The 15676-nt window shown below is 71.5% G+C and carries 14 protein-coding genes; 6 read left to right on the top strand and 8 right to left on the bottom strand.

The genetic code is table 11. The features are described 5' to 3' along the window. Positions 1 to 241 precede the first annotated feature (241 nt). A complete protein-coding gene (locus PS467_RS19080; protein ID WP_311036300.1) occupies positions 242 to 1234 on the top strand; it encodes an aldo/keto reductase in 993 nt (330 codons plus the stop codon). An 85-nt stretch (positions 1235 to 1319) separates the two neighbouring features. Here the strand turns inward: PS467_RS19080 and PS467_RS19075 are convergent, their stop codons facing one another. Next, on the bottom strand, positions 1320 to 1895 hold the full coding sequence (locus tag PS467_RS19075; RefSeq protein ID WP_268972795.1) for a TerD family protein: 576 nt from the start codon (positions 1893 to 1895) through the stop codon (positions 1320 to 1322). Between the two features lie 195 nt (positions 1896 to 2090). On the opposite strand from PS467_RS19075, the gene arfB reads away from it, so the two are divergent. Continuing rightward, on the top strand, positions 2091 to 2519 hold the full coding sequence (gene arfB, locus PS467_RS19070) for an alternative ribosome rescue aminoacyl-tRNA hydrolase ArfB (protein WP_268972794.1): 429 nt from the start codon (positions 2091 to 2093) through the stop codon (positions 2517 to 2519). A 26-nt stretch (positions 2520 to 2545) separates the two neighbouring features. Here the strand turns inward: arfB and PS467_RS19065 are convergent, their stop codons facing one another. From PS467_RS19065 to PS467_RS19055, 3 genes are all read right to left on the bottom strand, one after another. Continuing rightward, positions 2546 to 3760: an acyl-CoA dehydrogenase family protein gene (locus PS467_RS19065; RefSeq protein WP_311036299.1), complete on the bottom strand. Its 1215-nt coding sequence runs from the start codon at positions 3758 to 3760 to the stop codon at positions 2546 to 2548. Between the two features lie 50 nt (positions 3761 to 3810). Further along, complete coding sequence (locus PS467_RS19060; protein ID WP_220047239.1) at positions 3811 to 4305, bottom strand: flavin reductase family protein; 495 nt, start codon at positions 4303 to 4305, stop codon at positions 3811 to 3813. A gap of 97 nt (positions 4306 to 4402) precedes the next feature. Beyond that, positions 4403 to 5338, bottom strand: a complete 936-nt coding sequence (locus tag PS467_RS19055) for an NADP-dependent oxidoreductase (protein WP_311036298.1) — start codon at positions 5336 to 5338, stop codon at positions 4403 to 4405. A gap of 237 nt (positions 5339 to 5575) precedes the next feature. Here PS467_RS19055 and PS467_RS19050 point away from each other — a divergent pair, with 237 nt between their 5' ends. Further along, complete coding sequence (locus PS467_RS19050) at positions 5576 to 6049, top strand: MarR family winged helix-turn-helix transcriptional regulator (protein WP_311036297.1); 474 nt, start codon at positions 5576 to 5578, stop codon at positions 6047 to 6049. Positions 6050 to 6089: 40 nt separating this feature from the next. On the opposite strand, the gene PS467_RS19045 is transcribed toward PS467_RS19050, so the two are convergent. Then, complete coding sequence (locus PS467_RS19045; protein ID WP_268972786.1) at positions 6090 to 6647, bottom strand: flavin reductase family protein; 558 nt, start codon at positions 6645 to 6647, stop codon at positions 6090 to 6092. Between the two features lie 354 nt (positions 6648 to 7001). Here PS467_RS19045 and cdgB point away from each other — a divergent pair, with 354 nt between their 5' ends. The 3 genes from cdgB to PS467_RS19030 all read left to right on the top strand — a co-directional run bounded on the left by cdgB (position 7002) and on the right by PS467_RS19030 (position 11964). Next, the gene (gene cdgB / locus PS467_RS19040) at positions 7002 to 8693 is read left to right on the top strand and encodes a diguanylate cyclase CdgB (RefSeq protein WP_311036296.1); all 1692 of its coding nucleotides are present in this window, start codon (positions 7002 to 7004) and stop codon (positions 8691 to 8693) included. A 210-nt stretch (positions 8694 to 8903) separates the two neighbouring features. Further along, positions 8904 to 9887, top strand: coding sequence for a carbohydrate-binding protein (locus tag PS467_RS19035; RefSeq protein ID WP_311036295.1), 984 nt, complete (start codon positions 8904 to 8906; stop codon positions 9885 to 9887). Positions 9888 to 10017: 130 nt separating this feature from the next. Then, positions 10018 to 11964, top strand: coding sequence for an ABC1 kinase family protein (locus tag PS467_RS19030; protein WP_311036294.1), 1947 nt, complete (start codon positions 10018 to 10020; stop codon positions 11962 to 11964). Between the two features lie 48 nt (positions 11965 to 12012). Here the strand turns inward: PS467_RS19030 and PS467_RS19025 are convergent, their stop codons facing one another. The 3 genes from PS467_RS19025 to PS467_RS19015 all read right to left on the bottom strand — a co-directional run bounded on the left by PS467_RS19025 (position 12013) and on the right by PS467_RS19015 (position 15365). After that, positions 12013 to 13035 (bottom strand): 1-phosphofructokinase family hexose kinase, encoded by a 1023-nt coding sequence (locus tag PS467_RS19025; protein WP_311036293.1) that lies wholly within the window; start codon positions 13033 to 13035, stop codon positions 12013 to 12015. Positions 13036 to 13215: 180 nt separating this feature from the next. Further along, positions 13216 to 14433 carry an N-acetylglucosamine-6-phosphate deacetylase gene (nagA, locus tag PS467_RS19020; RefSeq protein ID WP_311036292.1) on the bottom strand — a complete coding sequence of 406 codons (1218 nt, stop codon included), beginning with the start codon at positions 14431 to 14433 and terminating at the stop codon, positions 13216 to 13218. Beyond that, entirely contained in the window at positions 14433 to 15365 is a 933-nt protein-coding gene (locus PS467_RS19015; RefSeq protein ID WP_311036291.1) for an ROK family protein, read from the bottom strand. Before PS467_RS19015 ends, nagA begins: the two co-directional genes overlap by 1 nt. Between the last annotated feature and the right edge of the window lie 311 nt (positions 15366 to 15676).

The following is a 15676-nucleotide window of genomic DNA, read 5'->3' as shown; positions in this document are numbered from 1 at the left end:
GGGCGCGGCGCTCTCTACGGCGGCCGTTGAATGACAAGCTAATTCGGGATGAGACAACGGGAGAAAAGGCCCTCCCTGTTCCGCTTGCTTGGAGTGCGCTCCAAGGCCATAGCGTTTGGGGCATGCCTGTATCACTGGGGTCTCGCCGGCGTCCCGGAAGGCTGCCTGAGTTCTATACCGGCTCCCGGCCGAACACGAAATAAGCGGGAGCCGGACGATCGATATCCCTGGAGCATCTCCAATGCAACAACGCAAACTAGGGCAAGGCCTCGAAGTCTCGGCTCTCGGGCTCGGCTGTATGGGTATGAGTTTCTTCTACGGTCAGCCACAAGACACAGCCGAGATGACGAAGCTGCTGCGGGCGGCCGTTGACCATGGCGTGACTTTCTTCGACACTGCCGAAGTCTACGGCCCGTTCACCAATGAGGACCTGGTCGGTCAGGCGCTGGCACCGGTCCGCGACCAGGTGGTGATCGCCACCAAGTTCGGAATCAAGCACGGCGAGCACGGGCCGACCCCGATGTCCGGGGTCGACAGCAGGCCCGAGCAGATCCGCCAAGTGACCGAGGCCTCGCTCAAGCGTCTTCGAACCGAATGCATCGACCTGCTCTACCAACACCGCGTCGACCCCAACGTGCCCATTGAAGACGTGGCCGGCACGGTCAAGGAGCTGATCGCCGAAGGCAAGGTAAAGCACTTCGGCTTGTCCGAGGCCGGTGCCGCGACGATTCGTCGCGCCCACGCCGTGCAGCCAGTAACGGCACTGCAAAGCGAGTACTCGCTCTGGATGCGCGAGCACGAAACCGACATCATTCCGACCTTGGAGGAACTGGGCATCGGTCTGGTGCCCTACAGCCCGCTCGGCAAAGGATTTCTGACCGGCAAGATCGATTCCAGCACGTCGCTGGCCGACAACGACCTCCGTCGCCTGCTTCCGCGCTTCAGCCCTGAAGCACGGCAAGCCAACCAGGTGCTGGTCGACCTGCTGCAGCAGATTGCCGACGACAAAGGAGCCACGCCGGCCCAGATCGCTCTCGCCTGGGTGCTGGCGCAGAAGCCGTGGTTCGTGCCGATCCCCGGCACCACCAAGCTGCACCGCCTGGAAGAGAACCTGGGCGCACTCGACGTCGAGCTGACAACCGGCGACCTGCATCGGATCGAAGAGGCCGCGGCCGACATCCGGATCCAGGGCGAACGTGTCCCTGAGCAGTTGCAGTCACGGTTCGGCCGCTGAAAGCCTCTTCCTGCACACGAAAAGACCCCCCAACGGTGAATTGGGGGGGTCTCTTCGTGCCGGCCAGGTCAGCCGGAGCGCGACGCTAGACGTTGACGCCGAAGTCCTGGGCGATGCCGACCAGGCCGGAGGCGTAGCCCTGGCCGACGGCGCGGAACTTCCACTCGGCGCCGTTGCGGTACAGCTCGCCGAAGACCATGGCGGTCTCGGTGGCGGCGTCCTCGCTCAGGTCGTAGCGGGCGATCTCGGTGCCGCCGGCCTGGTTGACGATGCGGATGAACGCGTTCCGCACCTGGCCGAAGTTCTGGCTGCGGGACTCGGCGTCGTAGATCGAGACCGGGAAGACGATCTTCTCCACGTCGGCCGGCAGACCGGCCAGGTTGACGTTGATCTGCTCGTCGTCGCCCTCGCCCTGGCCGGTGAGGTTGTCACCGGTGTGGACGATGGTCTGGTCCGGCGTGGACTTGTTGTTGAAGAACACGAAGTGCTGGTCGGAGTAGACCTTGCCGTTGGCGTTCACGGCGATGGCGCTCGCGTCGAGGTCGAAGTCGGTGCCCGTGGTGGTGCGGACGTCCCAGCCGAGGCCGACCGTGACGGCGGTCAGGCCCGGTGCCTCCTTGGTGAGCGAGACGTTGCCGCCCTTGGACAGGCTTACAGCCATGGGGAGTCCCTTTCGTGGTCTCGATGGTCCGAGGCGACGGGCGAAGCCGTCGTCACCCTCCACAACGCCACGAACACACCGACAGGTTCCAGCTCGCTTTACTTTCTTTGCCAAACCCTGATGGCCTGGTGCGACGAGATGACCGGACCGGATAAGAAGATGACGCCATCGGGGTCGGCGCGCGACCATGGAGGCATGTCCGCGCCCTATGTCATCCGAGGTTCGGTCTGCTTGCCCGAGGCCGAGCTGATGTGGCGTTTCTCGCGCTCCTCCGGGCCCGGTGGACAGCACGTCAACACCAGCGACAGCCAGGTCGAGCTGCGCTTCGACCTCGCCCGCACCGAGGCGCTGCCGCCCGTGTGGAAGGAGCGCGCGCTGGAGCGGCTGGCGGGCCGCCTGGTGGACGGGGTGGTGACCGTACGGGCCGCCGAGCACCGTTCGCAGTGGCGCAACCGCGAGACGGCCGCCGTAAGGCTCGCCTCACTGCTCGCGGAGGCGACCGCGCCACCGCCCAAGCCGCGCCGCCCGACCCGGATTCCCCGGGGCATCAACGAGCGGCGGCTGCGTGAGAAGAAGCAGCGCGGTGAGACCAAGCGGGGGCGTTCGGGCCGAGGGTGGGTCTAGTACGGCGGTGCGGCGGCCAACCGCGCTCACACCAGCGCGGACACCGTGCCCCGGATGCCGAACAGCGAGGCGCCGTAGACCTCGGCGGCGACCTCGGGGCTGAGGACGGCGTGCCGGCTTCCGGTCTCGATGTCGCGCCAGATGCGCTGGAGCGGGTTGGCATCGCCGAAGCTCGAGGCGCCTTGGGCAGAGCACACCGTGCGGACCGCCTCGCGTGCGTGGACCGCGGCCCTGCCCGCGTCCATGCGCATCCGCGCCCGGGTGTCGTAGGCGGGGTACTCCCCGGTCCGCGCCGCCTTGTCGATGTCGTCGGCGGCGCGGTAGGCGTGCAGCTGGGCGGAGTCGGCGTGCGAGGCCGCGTGCGCGGCGGCGAGCTGGATCGTGGGCGCCTCGGCCTGGACGGTGTAGTGCGTCAGGGTCAGCCTCCTCTGCGGGGCCTTGGTGATCAGGAGATCGACCGCGGCGGCGGCCAGCCCGAGCTGGGGCCCGGTCAGCACGAGCGCGGTGGTGGGCACGAAGGGTGAGCGGTAGAGGGCCTCGTCGGTGAAGGGTGTGGCGTAGCGGCCCTCGATGGCGTCGGGTACGGAGTGGAAGCGGTGAGCGGGCACGAACAGGTCCTCGCCGATGAGCGTGTTCGACGCGGTCCCGCGCATCCCCGCCACGAACCAGGTGTCCTCGACGGTCAGCTCCGACATCGGCGCGAGCACGATGCCGACGGCGTCCGCCGTGCCCTCGGCGTCGGGCCGGGTGACCCCCAGGACGGCCCAGTCGGCGTGGGTGCACCCGGAGGCCGGCGCCCAGCGCCCGCTCACCCGGTATCCGCCCTCGACCACGTGCGCGGTGCCCGAGGGGGTCACGACGCCGGCGACCCGGGCGCCGGGGTGGTGGGCCCAGACGTCGTCCTGGGCCTGCGCGGGAAAGAGCCCGACGAACCAGGCGTTGGCGTTGAGCAGGGAGGTCAGCCAGGCGGTGGAGCCGCAGGCGTATCCGATCTCGCGGCTGACCTCCAGCAGGGTGCGGAAGTCGGTCTGAAGACCGCCGTAGCGGGCGGGCCGCATCAGGGAGAGCAGGCCGGCCTGGGCCAGGGCGTCGATGTTCCCGGCGGGCACCGCCCGTTCGCGGTCGGTCGCATCGGCGTTGGCGGCGATCAGTGGTCGCAGGGCGGCGGCGCGTTCGACGAGGTCGGCCCGCAGGGTGCGCGCGGCGTCGGTGGTGCGGGGTACGTCCGTGATGGTGCTCATCGTCGTCACTTCCGGTGTCGGAGAGGGTCGGAGAGGGATGGCACAGCGGGTCAGCCGGCGACGGCGAGGCCGGAGTGGGTGCCGAAGGTCCGGCGGGCGTAGACCAGCGGGGCCGCGGCGGTCGACTCGGCTTCCTCGAGGCTCATGATGAGCAGGACGTGGTCGCCGCCGTCCACGTGGCGTTCGACGCGCCCCGCGGTCCAGCCGGCGGACTCGGGCAGGTAGGGCAGTCCGGCGCGGACGGTCCAGGTGAGGCCGTCGAACTTCGAGCCCGGCCCCCGGTGCCGGCGGGCGAATGCCGACGCCAGTTCCTGCTGGTGGGCGCCGAGGATGTGCACCCCCACCCGGGCCCCCGGCCGCAGGTGGGGCAGCAGCCCCGAGGAGCGGTCCAGCGCGAAGCTCACCAGCGGGGGGTGGAGCGAGAGCGAGGCGAAGCTCGACACGGTGCTGCCGTGCGGCCGTCCGTCCGCGGATGTCGCCGTCACCACGGTGACCGGGGCACACACCCCGCTCATCAGCTCGACGAAGGTTTCCTGGTCGATCATCGCGTGCCTCCCGGTGTGCTGGAATCGGTGTGCCGTAACGCGTGGCCGCCACCGGCCGGGTGCCGAGTCGTACGGCCGGCGGCCGGGCCGGGCTCGGTCAGGGAGCGAGTACGACCGTCTTGCCGGGCAGCCGCCCGGCGCCGGCGTCCTCATGCACGGCGGCCAGCTCGGCCACCGCGCGGTGGGCGGCGACGTGGAGCCTGAGCTTGCCGGCGTCCACCTTGCCGACCAGCTCGGCCAGCTGCGCTCCGTCGCTGCGCACCCACAGGTTCGCGCTGCGCACTCCCCGGGCGGGGTCCTCGGGAATCGGGCCGGCCGTGCTCGCGGCGGCTCCGCCGTCGGCGACGTAGGCCGTCAGCCGTGCGAGCTCCTCCGGGGAGACGCGCACGTGGTTCACCACGGCCTGGAACGGGCCGCCCACGGCGGCCGGGCCCGCGGCGAGGTCGAGAGGTCCGACGACCCGGTGCGCGCCGTAGCCGCGAAGGCGGTCCGCGTGCCGCGGCGTGCTCACCGCGGTCACCTGGGCTCCCGCGTCGACGGCGAGCTGCACCACGAGGCTGCCCACCGCGCCCCCTGCCCCGTTGACCAGGACGGACTGACCGGCTTTCAGCTCGGCCAGCTCGAATGCCGTCTGCCAGGCCGACAGGCCGGCCAGCGGCAGGGCGGCGGCGTCGACCAGTTCGATCGTCCGGGGCGCCGGGGCCAGGGACTCGGCCGGGACGGCGACGTACTCGGCGGCGCCGCCGGCGGAGTCGAGGGGCAGCATCGCCACCACCCGGTCACCCACCTGGACGCCCGTCACGCCCGCGCCGAGTTCATCGACGGTGCCCGCCAGGTCGATCCCCGGCACGTACGGGAGAGCGATCGGGATCATCTCGGCCAGGACACCGGCGCGGATGTGGTCGTCGACCGGGTTGAACGAGGTGGCCGCCACCCGCACCAGCACCTGCCCGGCCCCGGGAACCGGACGGTCGACGTCCTCGTAGCGCAGGACCGCACTGCCGCCGAACTCGTGGAAACGCATTGCCTTCATGGCACTTTCCTCCAGGATCTCCTGATGCCGTCGCCAAGGGAGTGAGGCGATCAGGCGGGAACGAGAAGCACGCGAACGGGGTCGTCGGCGGCCCCGACGGCGGCCGGCAGTGGGACGACGTGCTCGTTCGCTTGCCCAGGCACGTGTTCGTGACTTGCCCAGGCAAGTGAAACCGTAACCCGTTCATACTTGCCCAGGCAAGTGATGCCACTTGCCTGGGCAAGTATGATGAGGCTTATGAACACCCAGTCACCCTGGCTCGACGACGACCAGCAGGACCTGTGGCAGGCGCTCCTCACCGTCGTGATCGCCCTGCCGGCGGCCCTCGACCGTCAGCTCCAGCGAACGTCGGGAATCTCCAACTTCGAGTACGGGGTGCTGGCCCGGCTGTCCATGGCCGACGAGGCCACGATGCGGCTCAGCGATCTGGCCCGGGACTGCGACAGCACCCAGCCCCGCCTGTCGAAGCTGATGGACCGCTTCGAGGCCCGCGACTGGGTCGCCCGCCGGCCCGATCCCGGAGACGGTCGGTACACCCTCGCCGCTCTGACCGACACAGGTCGGCAGAAGCTCGTCGAGAGCGCACCGGAACACGTCGCACAGGTCAAGCGGCTGGTCTTCGATCCGCTCACCGCCGCCCAGCGCCGCCACCTCGGGGCCGCGCTCGCCCGCATAGCCACTACCGTGCGCCGGGAACTCGAAGAACGCTGAGCGCCACCTCCGGGCGGGGTCTTCCGTCGGCGCGAGGCCCTCAGCCCAATGTGCGGTAGCGCCCCCGGTAGTACGTCAGCGGCCCGCCCTCCCCGGCCGGTGCCGACGCCTCGAGCACCCGTCCCACCACCAGCGTGTGGTCCCCGGCGGTCACCCGCTGCTCGGTGCGGCACTCCAGTGTCGCCAGCGCGCCCACCGCGAGCGGGGCGTCCGTATGCGCTCCGCGCGCCACGGTCATGTCCTGGAACAGCAGCCTGTCGCTGATGCGCCCCTTCATGGCGAATCGTCCCGCGATGTGCCGTTGAGCGTCCGACAGGACCGATACCGCCCAGTGCGGCTGTCGCTCCAGCAGCTCGTCCATCCGGGAACCGTTGCGAACGCTCACCATCACCAGCGGCGGGTCAAGTGACACCGACATGAACGCGGTGGCCGTCATGCCGACGTCCTCACCGCGCGGCCCCTCCTCCGGGTCGTGCGCGGTGACCAGCACCACACCGGCGGTGAACCGTGACAGCGCGGCGCGGAACTCGTCCTCACTCACCCCACCAGCATGGGGGACGGCGGACTCGGCTGGGGTGGAAGGCGTCGTAGAGCACACACCTCGACGCTAGACGCCCCCGCCCGCTCCCCGCATCGGGCGCCGGAACCACGCCCGGCTCAGCCGTCGGCCGTAGGCCGGGTGCGGCCGGGCGGCCCCCGGCGGGGTTCGGTCCTTCGCGCGACCACCTTGTATGACCAGGCGTGATCGTTCCGGGATTTGCGATCACAAAAACTAGGAGCGCTCCCATACGCTCTGTCGAAGGGGCGAATACGGTCTGTGACATAAGTCACAGCAGGCAGTAATTGTTGACCCTGTGTACCGAGTGAGCAGCTCGCTGTGATTCAGTGGCCGTGGCAATCGGACGACAAGAAGCCAGGAGTTTGCTGTCGAGGTCTCGGGGGAGTGCGAGCGATGGAGACCGAGTCGGAGCCGTACATCCGCCTTGCGACACTGCGGCAGCTGCACCAGGTGGTCGCCGATCTGAACACCGCCCGCAACTTCGCCGACACGCTTCAGGCCGTCGCCGACGGCGTCATCGCCGGACTCGGCTTCGAGCTGTCGGCCGTCAACCTCGTCCGCCCCGACGGAGACCTCGTCGTCGCCGCCGTCGGCGGCAGTCCGGGCGCCGAGGCGCTGATGGCCGGGCGGGTCGGCTCCCGTTCCTCCTGGGAGCGCCGGCTGGCCATGGGCGACCGCTGGGGCGATCTGCGCTTCATTCCGTACAGCGAGGGCTGGGTCCTGGACGACGACGACGTCCCGCAGTGGCACACGCCCGGCCCCGCGCCCCGCTTCCCCGACGAATGGCACCCCATGGACCGCCTGTTCGCCCCGCTCTACGCGGCGGGCGCCTCCGGCGGGGAGCTGATAGGCGTGCTGTCCGTCGACAAGCCCCGCAACGGCCGCCGCCCCGGCGCCTGGGGCCGCGAAGCCCTCCAGGTGTACGCCTTCCACGCCGCCGTCGCGATCGGCAACGCCCGGCTGCGCGGCAACATGCAGCGCGCCCTGCTGCGCCTGGAGCGCGAGCAGCAGGCGCTGCGCGCCAGCGAGGAGTCCTTCCGGCAGGCGTTCGAGTACGCGCCCAGCGGTATGGCCATCGCCGAGATGGGCGGCGATCAGGACGGCCGGCTGCTGCGCACCAACGACGCCCTGTGCCGGCTGCTGGGCCGCCCCGCCTCCGCGATGCGCCGCTGCTCGTTCTCCGACCTCGTCCACCCCGAGGACATCGGCACCCTGCTGCGCACCTCCGCCGAGGGCGGCCGCGCCGAGCTGCGGCTGGCCCGCCGCGACGGTTCGTACGTCTGGGTCTCGCTGCGCAACTCGGTGGTGGCCGACGCCGCCGACGGCCCGCGCTTCCTGCTCACCCATGTCGAGGACATCGAGGAGCGCAAGCGCCATGAGCTCCAGCTCGCCCACCGCGCCAGCCATGACTCCCTGACCGGACTGCCCAACAGCGCCGAGCTGCGGGCCCGCCTCGCCGCCCGGCTGTGCGCCACCCCGCCGCAGCCGGGCGGGGGGTACGAGGACGAGGCCGCCTCGCCCGACGGGGGTGCCATGGGCGGCGGGGTCTACGTGGACGCGGCGGGGCATCTCCACGGCTTCGACGATTTCGAGTGCTTCGGCACCCCGCCCCCCGCCGACAGCGTCCCGTTCGACGGTCATGTGCACACCATCCCGCCCAACGAGGACTCCGCCGCCGACGACGGTCACAAGGGACTCGCGGTGCTCTTCTGCGACCTCGACGGCTTCAAGTCCATCAACGACCGGTTCGGCCACCACGCGGGCGACGCCGTGCTCATCGAGGTCGCCCGCCGGCTGAGCAACGGCGTACGGGACGGGGACACGGTCGCCCGCCTCGGCGGCGACGAGTTCGTCGTCCTCGCCGACGGCCTCGGCCGGGCCGACGCCCAGGACCTGGCGGTGCGGCTGCGCAATGCGATCACCCCGCCCATCCGGGTGGACGGCCGGGCCGTCCGGGTGGGGGCCAGCTTCGGCATCGGCTGGGCGGGCTGCGGAATGTCCGCCGAAGAGGTGCTGCAATCCGCTGACCAGCGGATGTACATCGAGAAGCGGTCCCGCTCCAAGGAGCGCCGGCGGGCCGGATGATGCGCTGCCGCCGGGCCGGAAGAGGCGTTGGGGTGTCCGTGCGCGGTAGGCTGCGCCGATGCGGCCTTGCCGCCGACAGTGAACCGATCATGAATATTGGCCATCCGGACGGCACACGCTCTGTTGAGGCCCTCTCGACCCTGATATGAGCTGTCGTGGCGCGTTCTCACAGTTGCGCCGATGGCCATATGCATAGGGGAGTGACCAGGGATGACGGCCGGCAACAACGGCTCGGACACGCCGGAGAACGACGACCCGTTCGCCTACCTGTATCGCTCGGAGGGCGACCAGGGACAGCAGGGCGGTCAGTCGGGTCAGCCGGGTGCCGCCCCCCGCACCGGTGGTTACGGCTACCCCGGTCCGGCCCAGCCGGGGGTCCCCCGCACCTCCTACAACCATGTGCGCGCGGTGGGTGAGCGCACCTACGGCCAGCAGATCCCGAACCAGCAGCCGCAGGGGTACGGCCAGCAGGGCGGCCCCGGCCGGCAGAACGCCTACTACGCCGCCCCCGAGACCCTGCCCGGCGGCGCTCCCCGCCAGCCCGGTGCGGCCGCCCCGCGCGGCGGCCACGGGGGCGGCGGCCGCGGCCCCAACAACAAGGGGCTGCTCATCGGCGCGATCGCCGTGGTCGCGGTGGTCATCGTGGGCATCGGCGTCGCCATGATCACCAACGGTGACGACAAGAAGGACGACCAGGCCGACCCGACCAACCAGCCCACGGCGAGCGCCAGCGCCCAGCCCAGCGGGTCCGCCGGGGCCTCCAAGGACCCGGACGAGGACCTGCCCGCTGAGGACGCCGCGAAGATGCGGCTGGCCGGCGGCGCGGCCACCGCGAGCGACATCCAGGGCGCCAAGGCCGAGGGCGGCACCTACGTCGGCGGGCTCAACACCCCGGGCGCGTCGGCGACCTGGACCGTGGACGTGGCCAAGGCGAAGTCGTACCGGCTGTACGTCACCTACGGTGTGCCCGGCGAGGACCAGAGCATGTCGCTGACGATCAACGGCAAGAAGGAGTCGCGGCCGCTCAACATGAAGAACTTCGCGGGCGCGCCGAAGGGCGACTACGAGAAGGGCTGGACCGAGACCTGGTCCATCGTCCAGCTCAACAAGGGCACCAACACGATCACCGTGTCGTGCGAGAACGGCGACAAGTGCGACGCCAACATCGACCAGATGTGGCTGGACAAGGGCTGACCACCCCCGTGGCAGGTTCCGGCCACGAATGATCCTCCCCGCTCCCTCTGTCCCCCGCCCCGCGCAGAATGGGCGGACGGCGCAGAGTGGGCGGACGGGTCGTCCGACGGCGGGGGCATGGGGGCAGCGGGTGAAGGTGGCTCAGTTCTCCCTGGTCCTGCTGGTGATGAGCGGGTTCATGACCGCCTTCGTGGTGAGCGCGCGGCGGCTGCTCGGGCTGCACATCGGCTTCATCCGGGCGCTCTTCGCCGGGCTGGTCAGCCTGGCGGGGCTCGGGGTCTTCAACCTGGTGATGCAGCGCCCCGAGCAGCAGGGCGCCCTCACCGGGGTCCAGTTCGGCTCCACGCTCCTGGTCACGATGGGATTCCTGGCCGCCTGGGAGGTGGTGTTCCCCAGCGGATCGATGGGTTCGCCGGCCAGCTGGCCGAGGGCACTGCGGTCGCGGATCGCCCGGGGCCGCCGCTACTCCCACATCGTCTCGATCGCGGTACGGCACGGGCTGCGCCCGTATCTGCGCGGTCGCTCCACCGGGTCCGTCCGGCTGGCCCGGCCGCTGCGGCTGGCGCTGGAGGAGGGCGGCCCCACCTTCGTCAAGCTCGGCCAGATGCTGTCGACCCGGCATGACATGCTGCCGCCGGAGTTCATCAGCGAGCTCAGCAGACTCCAGTCCCAGGTGCCTCCCGAGCCCTGGCCCGCGGTGGAGAAGTCCTTGGCCGAGGCGTACGGGGTGCCCTGGGAGGAGATCTTCAAGGACGTCGACCCGGTCCCGCTGGCCTCCGCCTCCGTCGCCCAGGTGCACGCGGTGTGGTTGCGAGGTGGCGAGAAGGCCGTCATCAAGGTGTTGCGTCCGGGCGTCCGTACGGTCGTCGAGCGCGACCTGGACATCATCTGCCGGCTGGCCGCCATGCTGGAGCGGCGCACCCGCTGGGCGCGCACCCTCGGCATGGTGGGACTGGCGGAGGGGTTCGCCGCCTCCGTCCACGAGGAGCTGGACTTCCGGGTCGAGGCGGCGAACATCGCCACGGTGGCGGCCGCGTGGGCGCGGCGGCCGCAGGACGGGCCCATACGGCTGCCGTCGGTCCGCGAAGAGCTGTCCGGTGAGCGCGTGCTGGTCCTGGAGTGGCTGCCGGGGGAGTCCATCGGTGCGGCCAAACGGCTTGCCACCGCGACCGACGCGGAGCGGCTGGACTGGGCGCGGGCCCTGCTGACCAGCATGTTCGATCAGATACTGGTCGACGGCGTGTTCCACGCCGACCCGCACCCGGGAAACATCCTGCTGCTGGACGACGGGCGGATCGGACTCATCGACTTCGGCTCCGTCGGCCGGGTCGACGCCCAGCTGCGGTCCGGGCTCAAGCTGTTCCTGCTGGCCGTCAACACCGGTGATCCGGCCGCCCTGTACGACGCCCTGCTCCAGATCGTGCCCCGCCCCGACGAGATCGACGAACGCGGACTCGAACGGGCGCTGGGCCGCTTCCTGTCCCGCCACTTCGTGCCCGGCTCGACCCCCTCGGTGCAGGTGTTCGCCGACCTCCTCCAGCTCGTCGCCAGGTACGGGCTGACGGTGCCGCCGGAGGCGGCCGCGGTCTTCCGGGCGCTGGCCACGCTGGAAGGGACGCTCACCAAGATCTCCCCGGGGTTCAACATGGTGGACGAGGCACGCGGCGCCACCCTGGGGACGGCGCGCCGCGGCACATCCCCCGGCCAGGGCGGGCCCGTATCCCCGGAACAGGTCCTGCCGGGGGAGCTGCTGGCCGCATGGGAGCTGCTGCGCCGGCTGCCGCGCCGTCTGGACCGCGTCACCAGCGCGTTGGAGCAGGGGCGGCTGGGGGTCGGGGTGCGGCTGTTCGCCGACGCCCGCGACCGGCGTTACGTCCGCACCCTGGTCCATCAGGTGCTGCTCACCTTCATCGCGGCGACCAGCGGCCTGATGTCGGCGATCCTGCTGACCATCCAGCGCGGCCCGGAGGTCGTCCCCGGCACGGGGCTCTTCCAACTGCTCGGCTACCACCTGCTGGTGATCACGGCGCTGCTGGTGCTGCGCGTGCTGTTCGTCATCTCCCGGGAAGAGAGATAGCTGCGCTGGGGGTGTTGGGTGTGCTTGAAGGGCGCTGAGCGCGCTGCCTCACGCCGCCGTGGGGTGCTCCGTCACCTCGACCTGGCTCAGCACCTCGTCGTAGACCGGTCGGTCGAACTCGCCCGCCACCGGGGCCCGTACGGCCGCCGCCGACAGGGCCACCGCGCGGGCCAGCCGGTCCGGCCACGGCAACTCCTCCACCAGCCCGGACAGCAGCCCCGCGACCGCCGCGTCCCCGGCCCCCGTCGGATTGCCCGTCAGCCGGCGGGGCGGGGCGGCGCGCCAGGTGCCGTGGGCGGTGGCCGCGAGCATGCCCTCGGAGCCCAGTGAGGCGGCCACCGCGTGCGCCCCGCGCCGCCGGGCGTCACGCGCGGCGCGCAGCGGGTCGGTGGCGCCGGTGAGTCCGGCGAGCTCCTCGGCGTTGGGCTTGACGACATGCGGGCGGGCGGCGATGCCCCGGCGCAGCGGTTCGCCGCTGGTGTCCAGCAGGGTGGGTACGCCCGCCGCATGCGCCTCCCGGATCAGCAGGGCGTACGTCCCGACGGGGACCCCGGGCGGCAGACTGCCGCACAGGGCGACCGCCGACGCCTCGCGCAGCAGCCGGCCGTAACTCTCCATGAAGGCGGACCACTCGGCGGTGGTGACGACCGGGCCGGGCTCGTTGAGCTGGGTGGTGTCGCCCGTGGTGGCGTCCACGACGCCGATGGTGCGCCGGGTGGTGCCGGCGATCGGGACCAGCGCGTCGGTGATCCTCCCCGGACGTGTGCCGTCGGGAACTGTCCCCGGACGTGCCCCGCCGGGAACTGTCCCCGGACGTGCCCCGTCCCCGAGGCCGTCACCAGCCGTGGGGAGCTGGGCGAGCAGTTGCCGCAGCACCGTTCCGGTGACCCCGCCGGCGAAGCCGGTGACGACGGTGTCATGGCCGAGCGCGGCCAGCACCCGGGCCACGTTGAGGCCCTTGCCGCCGGGCCGTTCGAGGGCCTCGGTGACGCGATGGGTGGCGTGTGGGCGCAGTTCTGGCACCCGGTAGGTGATGTCGAGGGCGGTGTTGAGCGTGACCGTAAGGATCACCCTGGCATCCCCTCTCCCGTCCCCCCGCCGGACGGAGATTCCTGTGCTGAAGCGTGCGACTGTGCGCCGGGCGGTGCCCGTGCCCGAGCGATCATGCCAAAACGAGTGGCGTCGGCCCAGACCTCCGTGTCGTTCCGGACACCGTCCGGACACGTCATCGCCGCCTGGAATCAGGGCACTTCAGTCCAGTTCGGGACGGACCACCCAGTCGCCCCGGCGCATCACGCCCCGCAGCCGGAAGCCGTCGTCGAGCACGACGAGATCGGCGTCCTTGCCCGGCTCCAGCGAGCCCACCCGGTCGGCGATGCCCAGCACCCGGGCGGGGGTGGCGGACAGCGCCCTGACGGCCTCCTCGACGCTGAGCCCGTCGACCGTGACGGCCCGCCGGAAGGCCCGGTCCAGGGTGAGGGTGGAGCCCGCGATGGAGCCGGCCGTCGGCCCGTCGCTGATCCGCGCGACGCCGTCCTTCACCTCGACCTCCATCGGGCCGAGCGGATAGCGCCCGTCGCTCATGCCCGCCGCGCCCATCGCGTCGGTGATGAAGGCGACCCGGTCCGCGCCCGCCCGGTGGAACGCCAGCTGGAGCGCGGCGGGGTGCAGATGCGTGCCGTCGTTGATCAGCTCGACGGTGACCCGCTCGTCCTCCAGCAGCGCCGCGATCGGTCCGGGGGCGCGGTGCAGCAGTGACGGCATCGCGTTGAACAGGTGGGTCGCCACGGTCGCGCCCGCCTCGACGGCCTCCAGCGTCGCCTCGTACGTCGAGTCGGTGTGGCCGACGGCCGCGCGGACTCCGCTGTCGGCCAGCAGCCGTACGGACTCCAGCCCGCCCGGCAGCTCGGGCGCGAGGGTCATCATCCGCGCGGTGCCGCGCGCCGCGTCCACGAGCTTGCGCACATCCGCCGGATCGGGTGCGCGCAGCAGCGACGGCTGGTGGGCACCGCAGCGGTGGGGGGAGATGAACGGCCCCTCGAAGTGGATGCCCGCCAACTCGCCCTGCTCCACCAGATCCGAGAGGGCGGCGGCCTGCTGGGCGAGGTCGTCCAGATCGCCGGTGACGGTGGAGGCGAGCATGGTGGTGGTGCCGTGCCGCCGGTGCGTACCGATGGCGGTCAGGGCCTCCTCGGGGGTGCCCGCCGAGAACGAGGCCCCGCCGCCGCCGTGCACATGCAGGTCCACGAAGCCGGGGACGATCCAGCAGCCCGGCAGGTCGAGCACCTCCCCGCCGGGGGCGGACACCGGGTCCGCCGCCGGTCCCGTCGCGGCGGTGTGCGCGTCCGTCGCGGCGATGCGCGTGCCGGTCGCGGCGATGCGCGTGCCCTCGACCGTGACCCGCCCGTCGTCGACCACGCCTTCCGGCCGGACCACCCGGGCGCCCGTGAGAACCGTTCGCTGGACCATCAGGTGGTTACCTCCGTAGAGAGACGATCCCAGGCGAGCAGACCCGCGCCCAGGCAACCGGCGGTGTCCCCGAGGGCCGCCGGGACGATACGGGGAAGCTGCTGGAAGGTGAGCCGCTCCTCGACCGCGGTACGCAGCGGTGCGAACAGCGTCTCGCCGGCCTCGGCCAGCCCGCCGCCGACGATCAGCACACCGGGGTCCAGCAGGGTGAGGGCGGTCACCAGACCGTCGGCGAGCGCGTCCACCATCTCCCGCCACACCGCCACGGCCTTCGGGTCCCCGGCCCGGACGGCCTTGGCGCAGTCGGCGGCGGTCGCCGCCGGATCGCCGCTCGCGTCGGCCCAGGCACGGCCCACCGCCGACGCCGAGGCGAGCGTCTCCAGACAGCCGGACTGGCCGCAGCCGCAGGCGGGGCCGCCCGGCCGGACGACGATATGGCCGATCTCGCCGGAGGAACCGTGCGCTCCGGGGTCGACGCGCCCGTCGATGCCGATGGCGCCCGCGATCCCGGTGCCGACGGCTACGAACAGGAAGCGCGGGGCGCCCTCACCCGCTCCTATCCGCCCCTCGGCCAGCCCGCCCATCCGGACGTCGTGCGCGAGCGCGACCGGGATGCCGTCCAGCCGCTCGGTCAGCAGCGCCCGCAGCGGGACGTTGCTCCAGCCGAGGTTGGCGGCGAAGACGGCCACTCCGCGGTCCTCGTCCAGGACCCCGGGCACGCCGACCCCGGCCGCCACCGGGGGCCCGCCGAACCGCCGCTCGCCGATCTCGCGCAGCTCGGCGGCGAAGTCGAGGATCGCGGCCACGACCGCGTCGGGTCCGCGCTCCCGCCCGGTGGGCCTCCGGGCCTCGTGGAGGAGTGTGGTGTCCGCCCCGATCAGGGCGGCCTTCATGCCGGTGCCGCCCACATCCAGGGCGATGACGTGTTTCACATGGAACAGTCTCCCGCGATCCACCATGAGAGGTCTAGTCCACTCGCCGCTTCTCGCCGCTTCTCAGCGCCTCATCGCGGTGACTTCTCGCCGTCTCGTACCGCCTCTCGTGCGGAGATCGCACCCTTGCACACCAGGGGATTGGTATGAACCAACCATTCCGCTTGTGACTGCGTGACGCATCGCACTTGGGTGTGTAGAACCCCGCTGACCTGGGAAGGCGCCACGTCGACAGAGAAGCGGGATGCCCATGGTGTAGACCCTGTGGAGGTTTGTGAGGCAGACTCGCTCGACCTCGGGGGAGGCCCCTG

Source organism: Streptomyces luomodiensis (genome assembly GCF_031679605.1).
Classification (GTDB): Bacteria; Actinomycetota; Actinomycetes; order Streptomycetales; family Streptomycetaceae; genus Streptomyces; species Streptomyces luomodiensis.
Note: the sequence above shows the minus strand (reverse complement) of the source record. Positions and strands in the feature narration are given on the sequence as shown.

Bases quoted from the DNA above. Each gene is read 5' to 3' on its own strand.
- arfB (WP_268972794.1), top strand. From the start codon at position 2,091: ATGTCCGCGCCCTATGTCATCCGAGGTTCGGTCTGCTTGCCCGAGGCC.
- PS467_RS19075 (WP_268972795.1), bottom strand. From the start codon at position 1,895: ATGGCTGTAAGCCTGTCCAAGGGCGGCAACGTCTCGCTCACCAAGGAG.
- nagA (WP_311036292.1), bottom strand. From the start codon at position 14,433: ATGGTCCAGCGAACGGTTCTCACGGGCGCCCGGGTGGTCCGGCCGGAA.
- PS467_RS19035 (WP_311036295.1), top strand. From the start codon at position 8,904: ATGACGGCCGGCAACAACGGCTCGGACACGCCGGAGAACGACGACCCG.
- PS467_RS19065 (WP_311036299.1), bottom strand. From the start codon at position 3,760: ATGAGCACCATCACGGACGTACCCCGCACCACCGACGCCGCGCGCACC.
- PS467_RS19050 (WP_311036297.1), top strand. From the start codon at position 5,576: ATGAACACCCAGTCACCCTGGCTCGACGACGACCAGCAGGACCTGTGG.
- PS467_RS19055 (WP_311036298.1), bottom strand. From the start codon at position 5,338: ATGAAGGCAATGCGTTTCCACGAGTTCGGCGGCAGTGCGGTCCTGCGC.
- cdgB (WP_311036296.1), top strand. From the start codon at position 7,002: ATGGAGACCGAGTCGGAGCCGTACATCCGCCTTGCGACACTGCGGCAG.
- PS467_RS19060 (WP_220047239.1), bottom strand. From the start codon at position 4,305: ATGATCGACCAGGAAACCTTCGTCGAGCTGATGAGCGGGGTGTGTGCC.
- PS467_RS19080 (WP_311036300.1), top strand. From the start codon at position 242: ATGCAACAACGCAAACTAGGGCAAGGCCTCGAAGTCTCGGCTCTCGGG.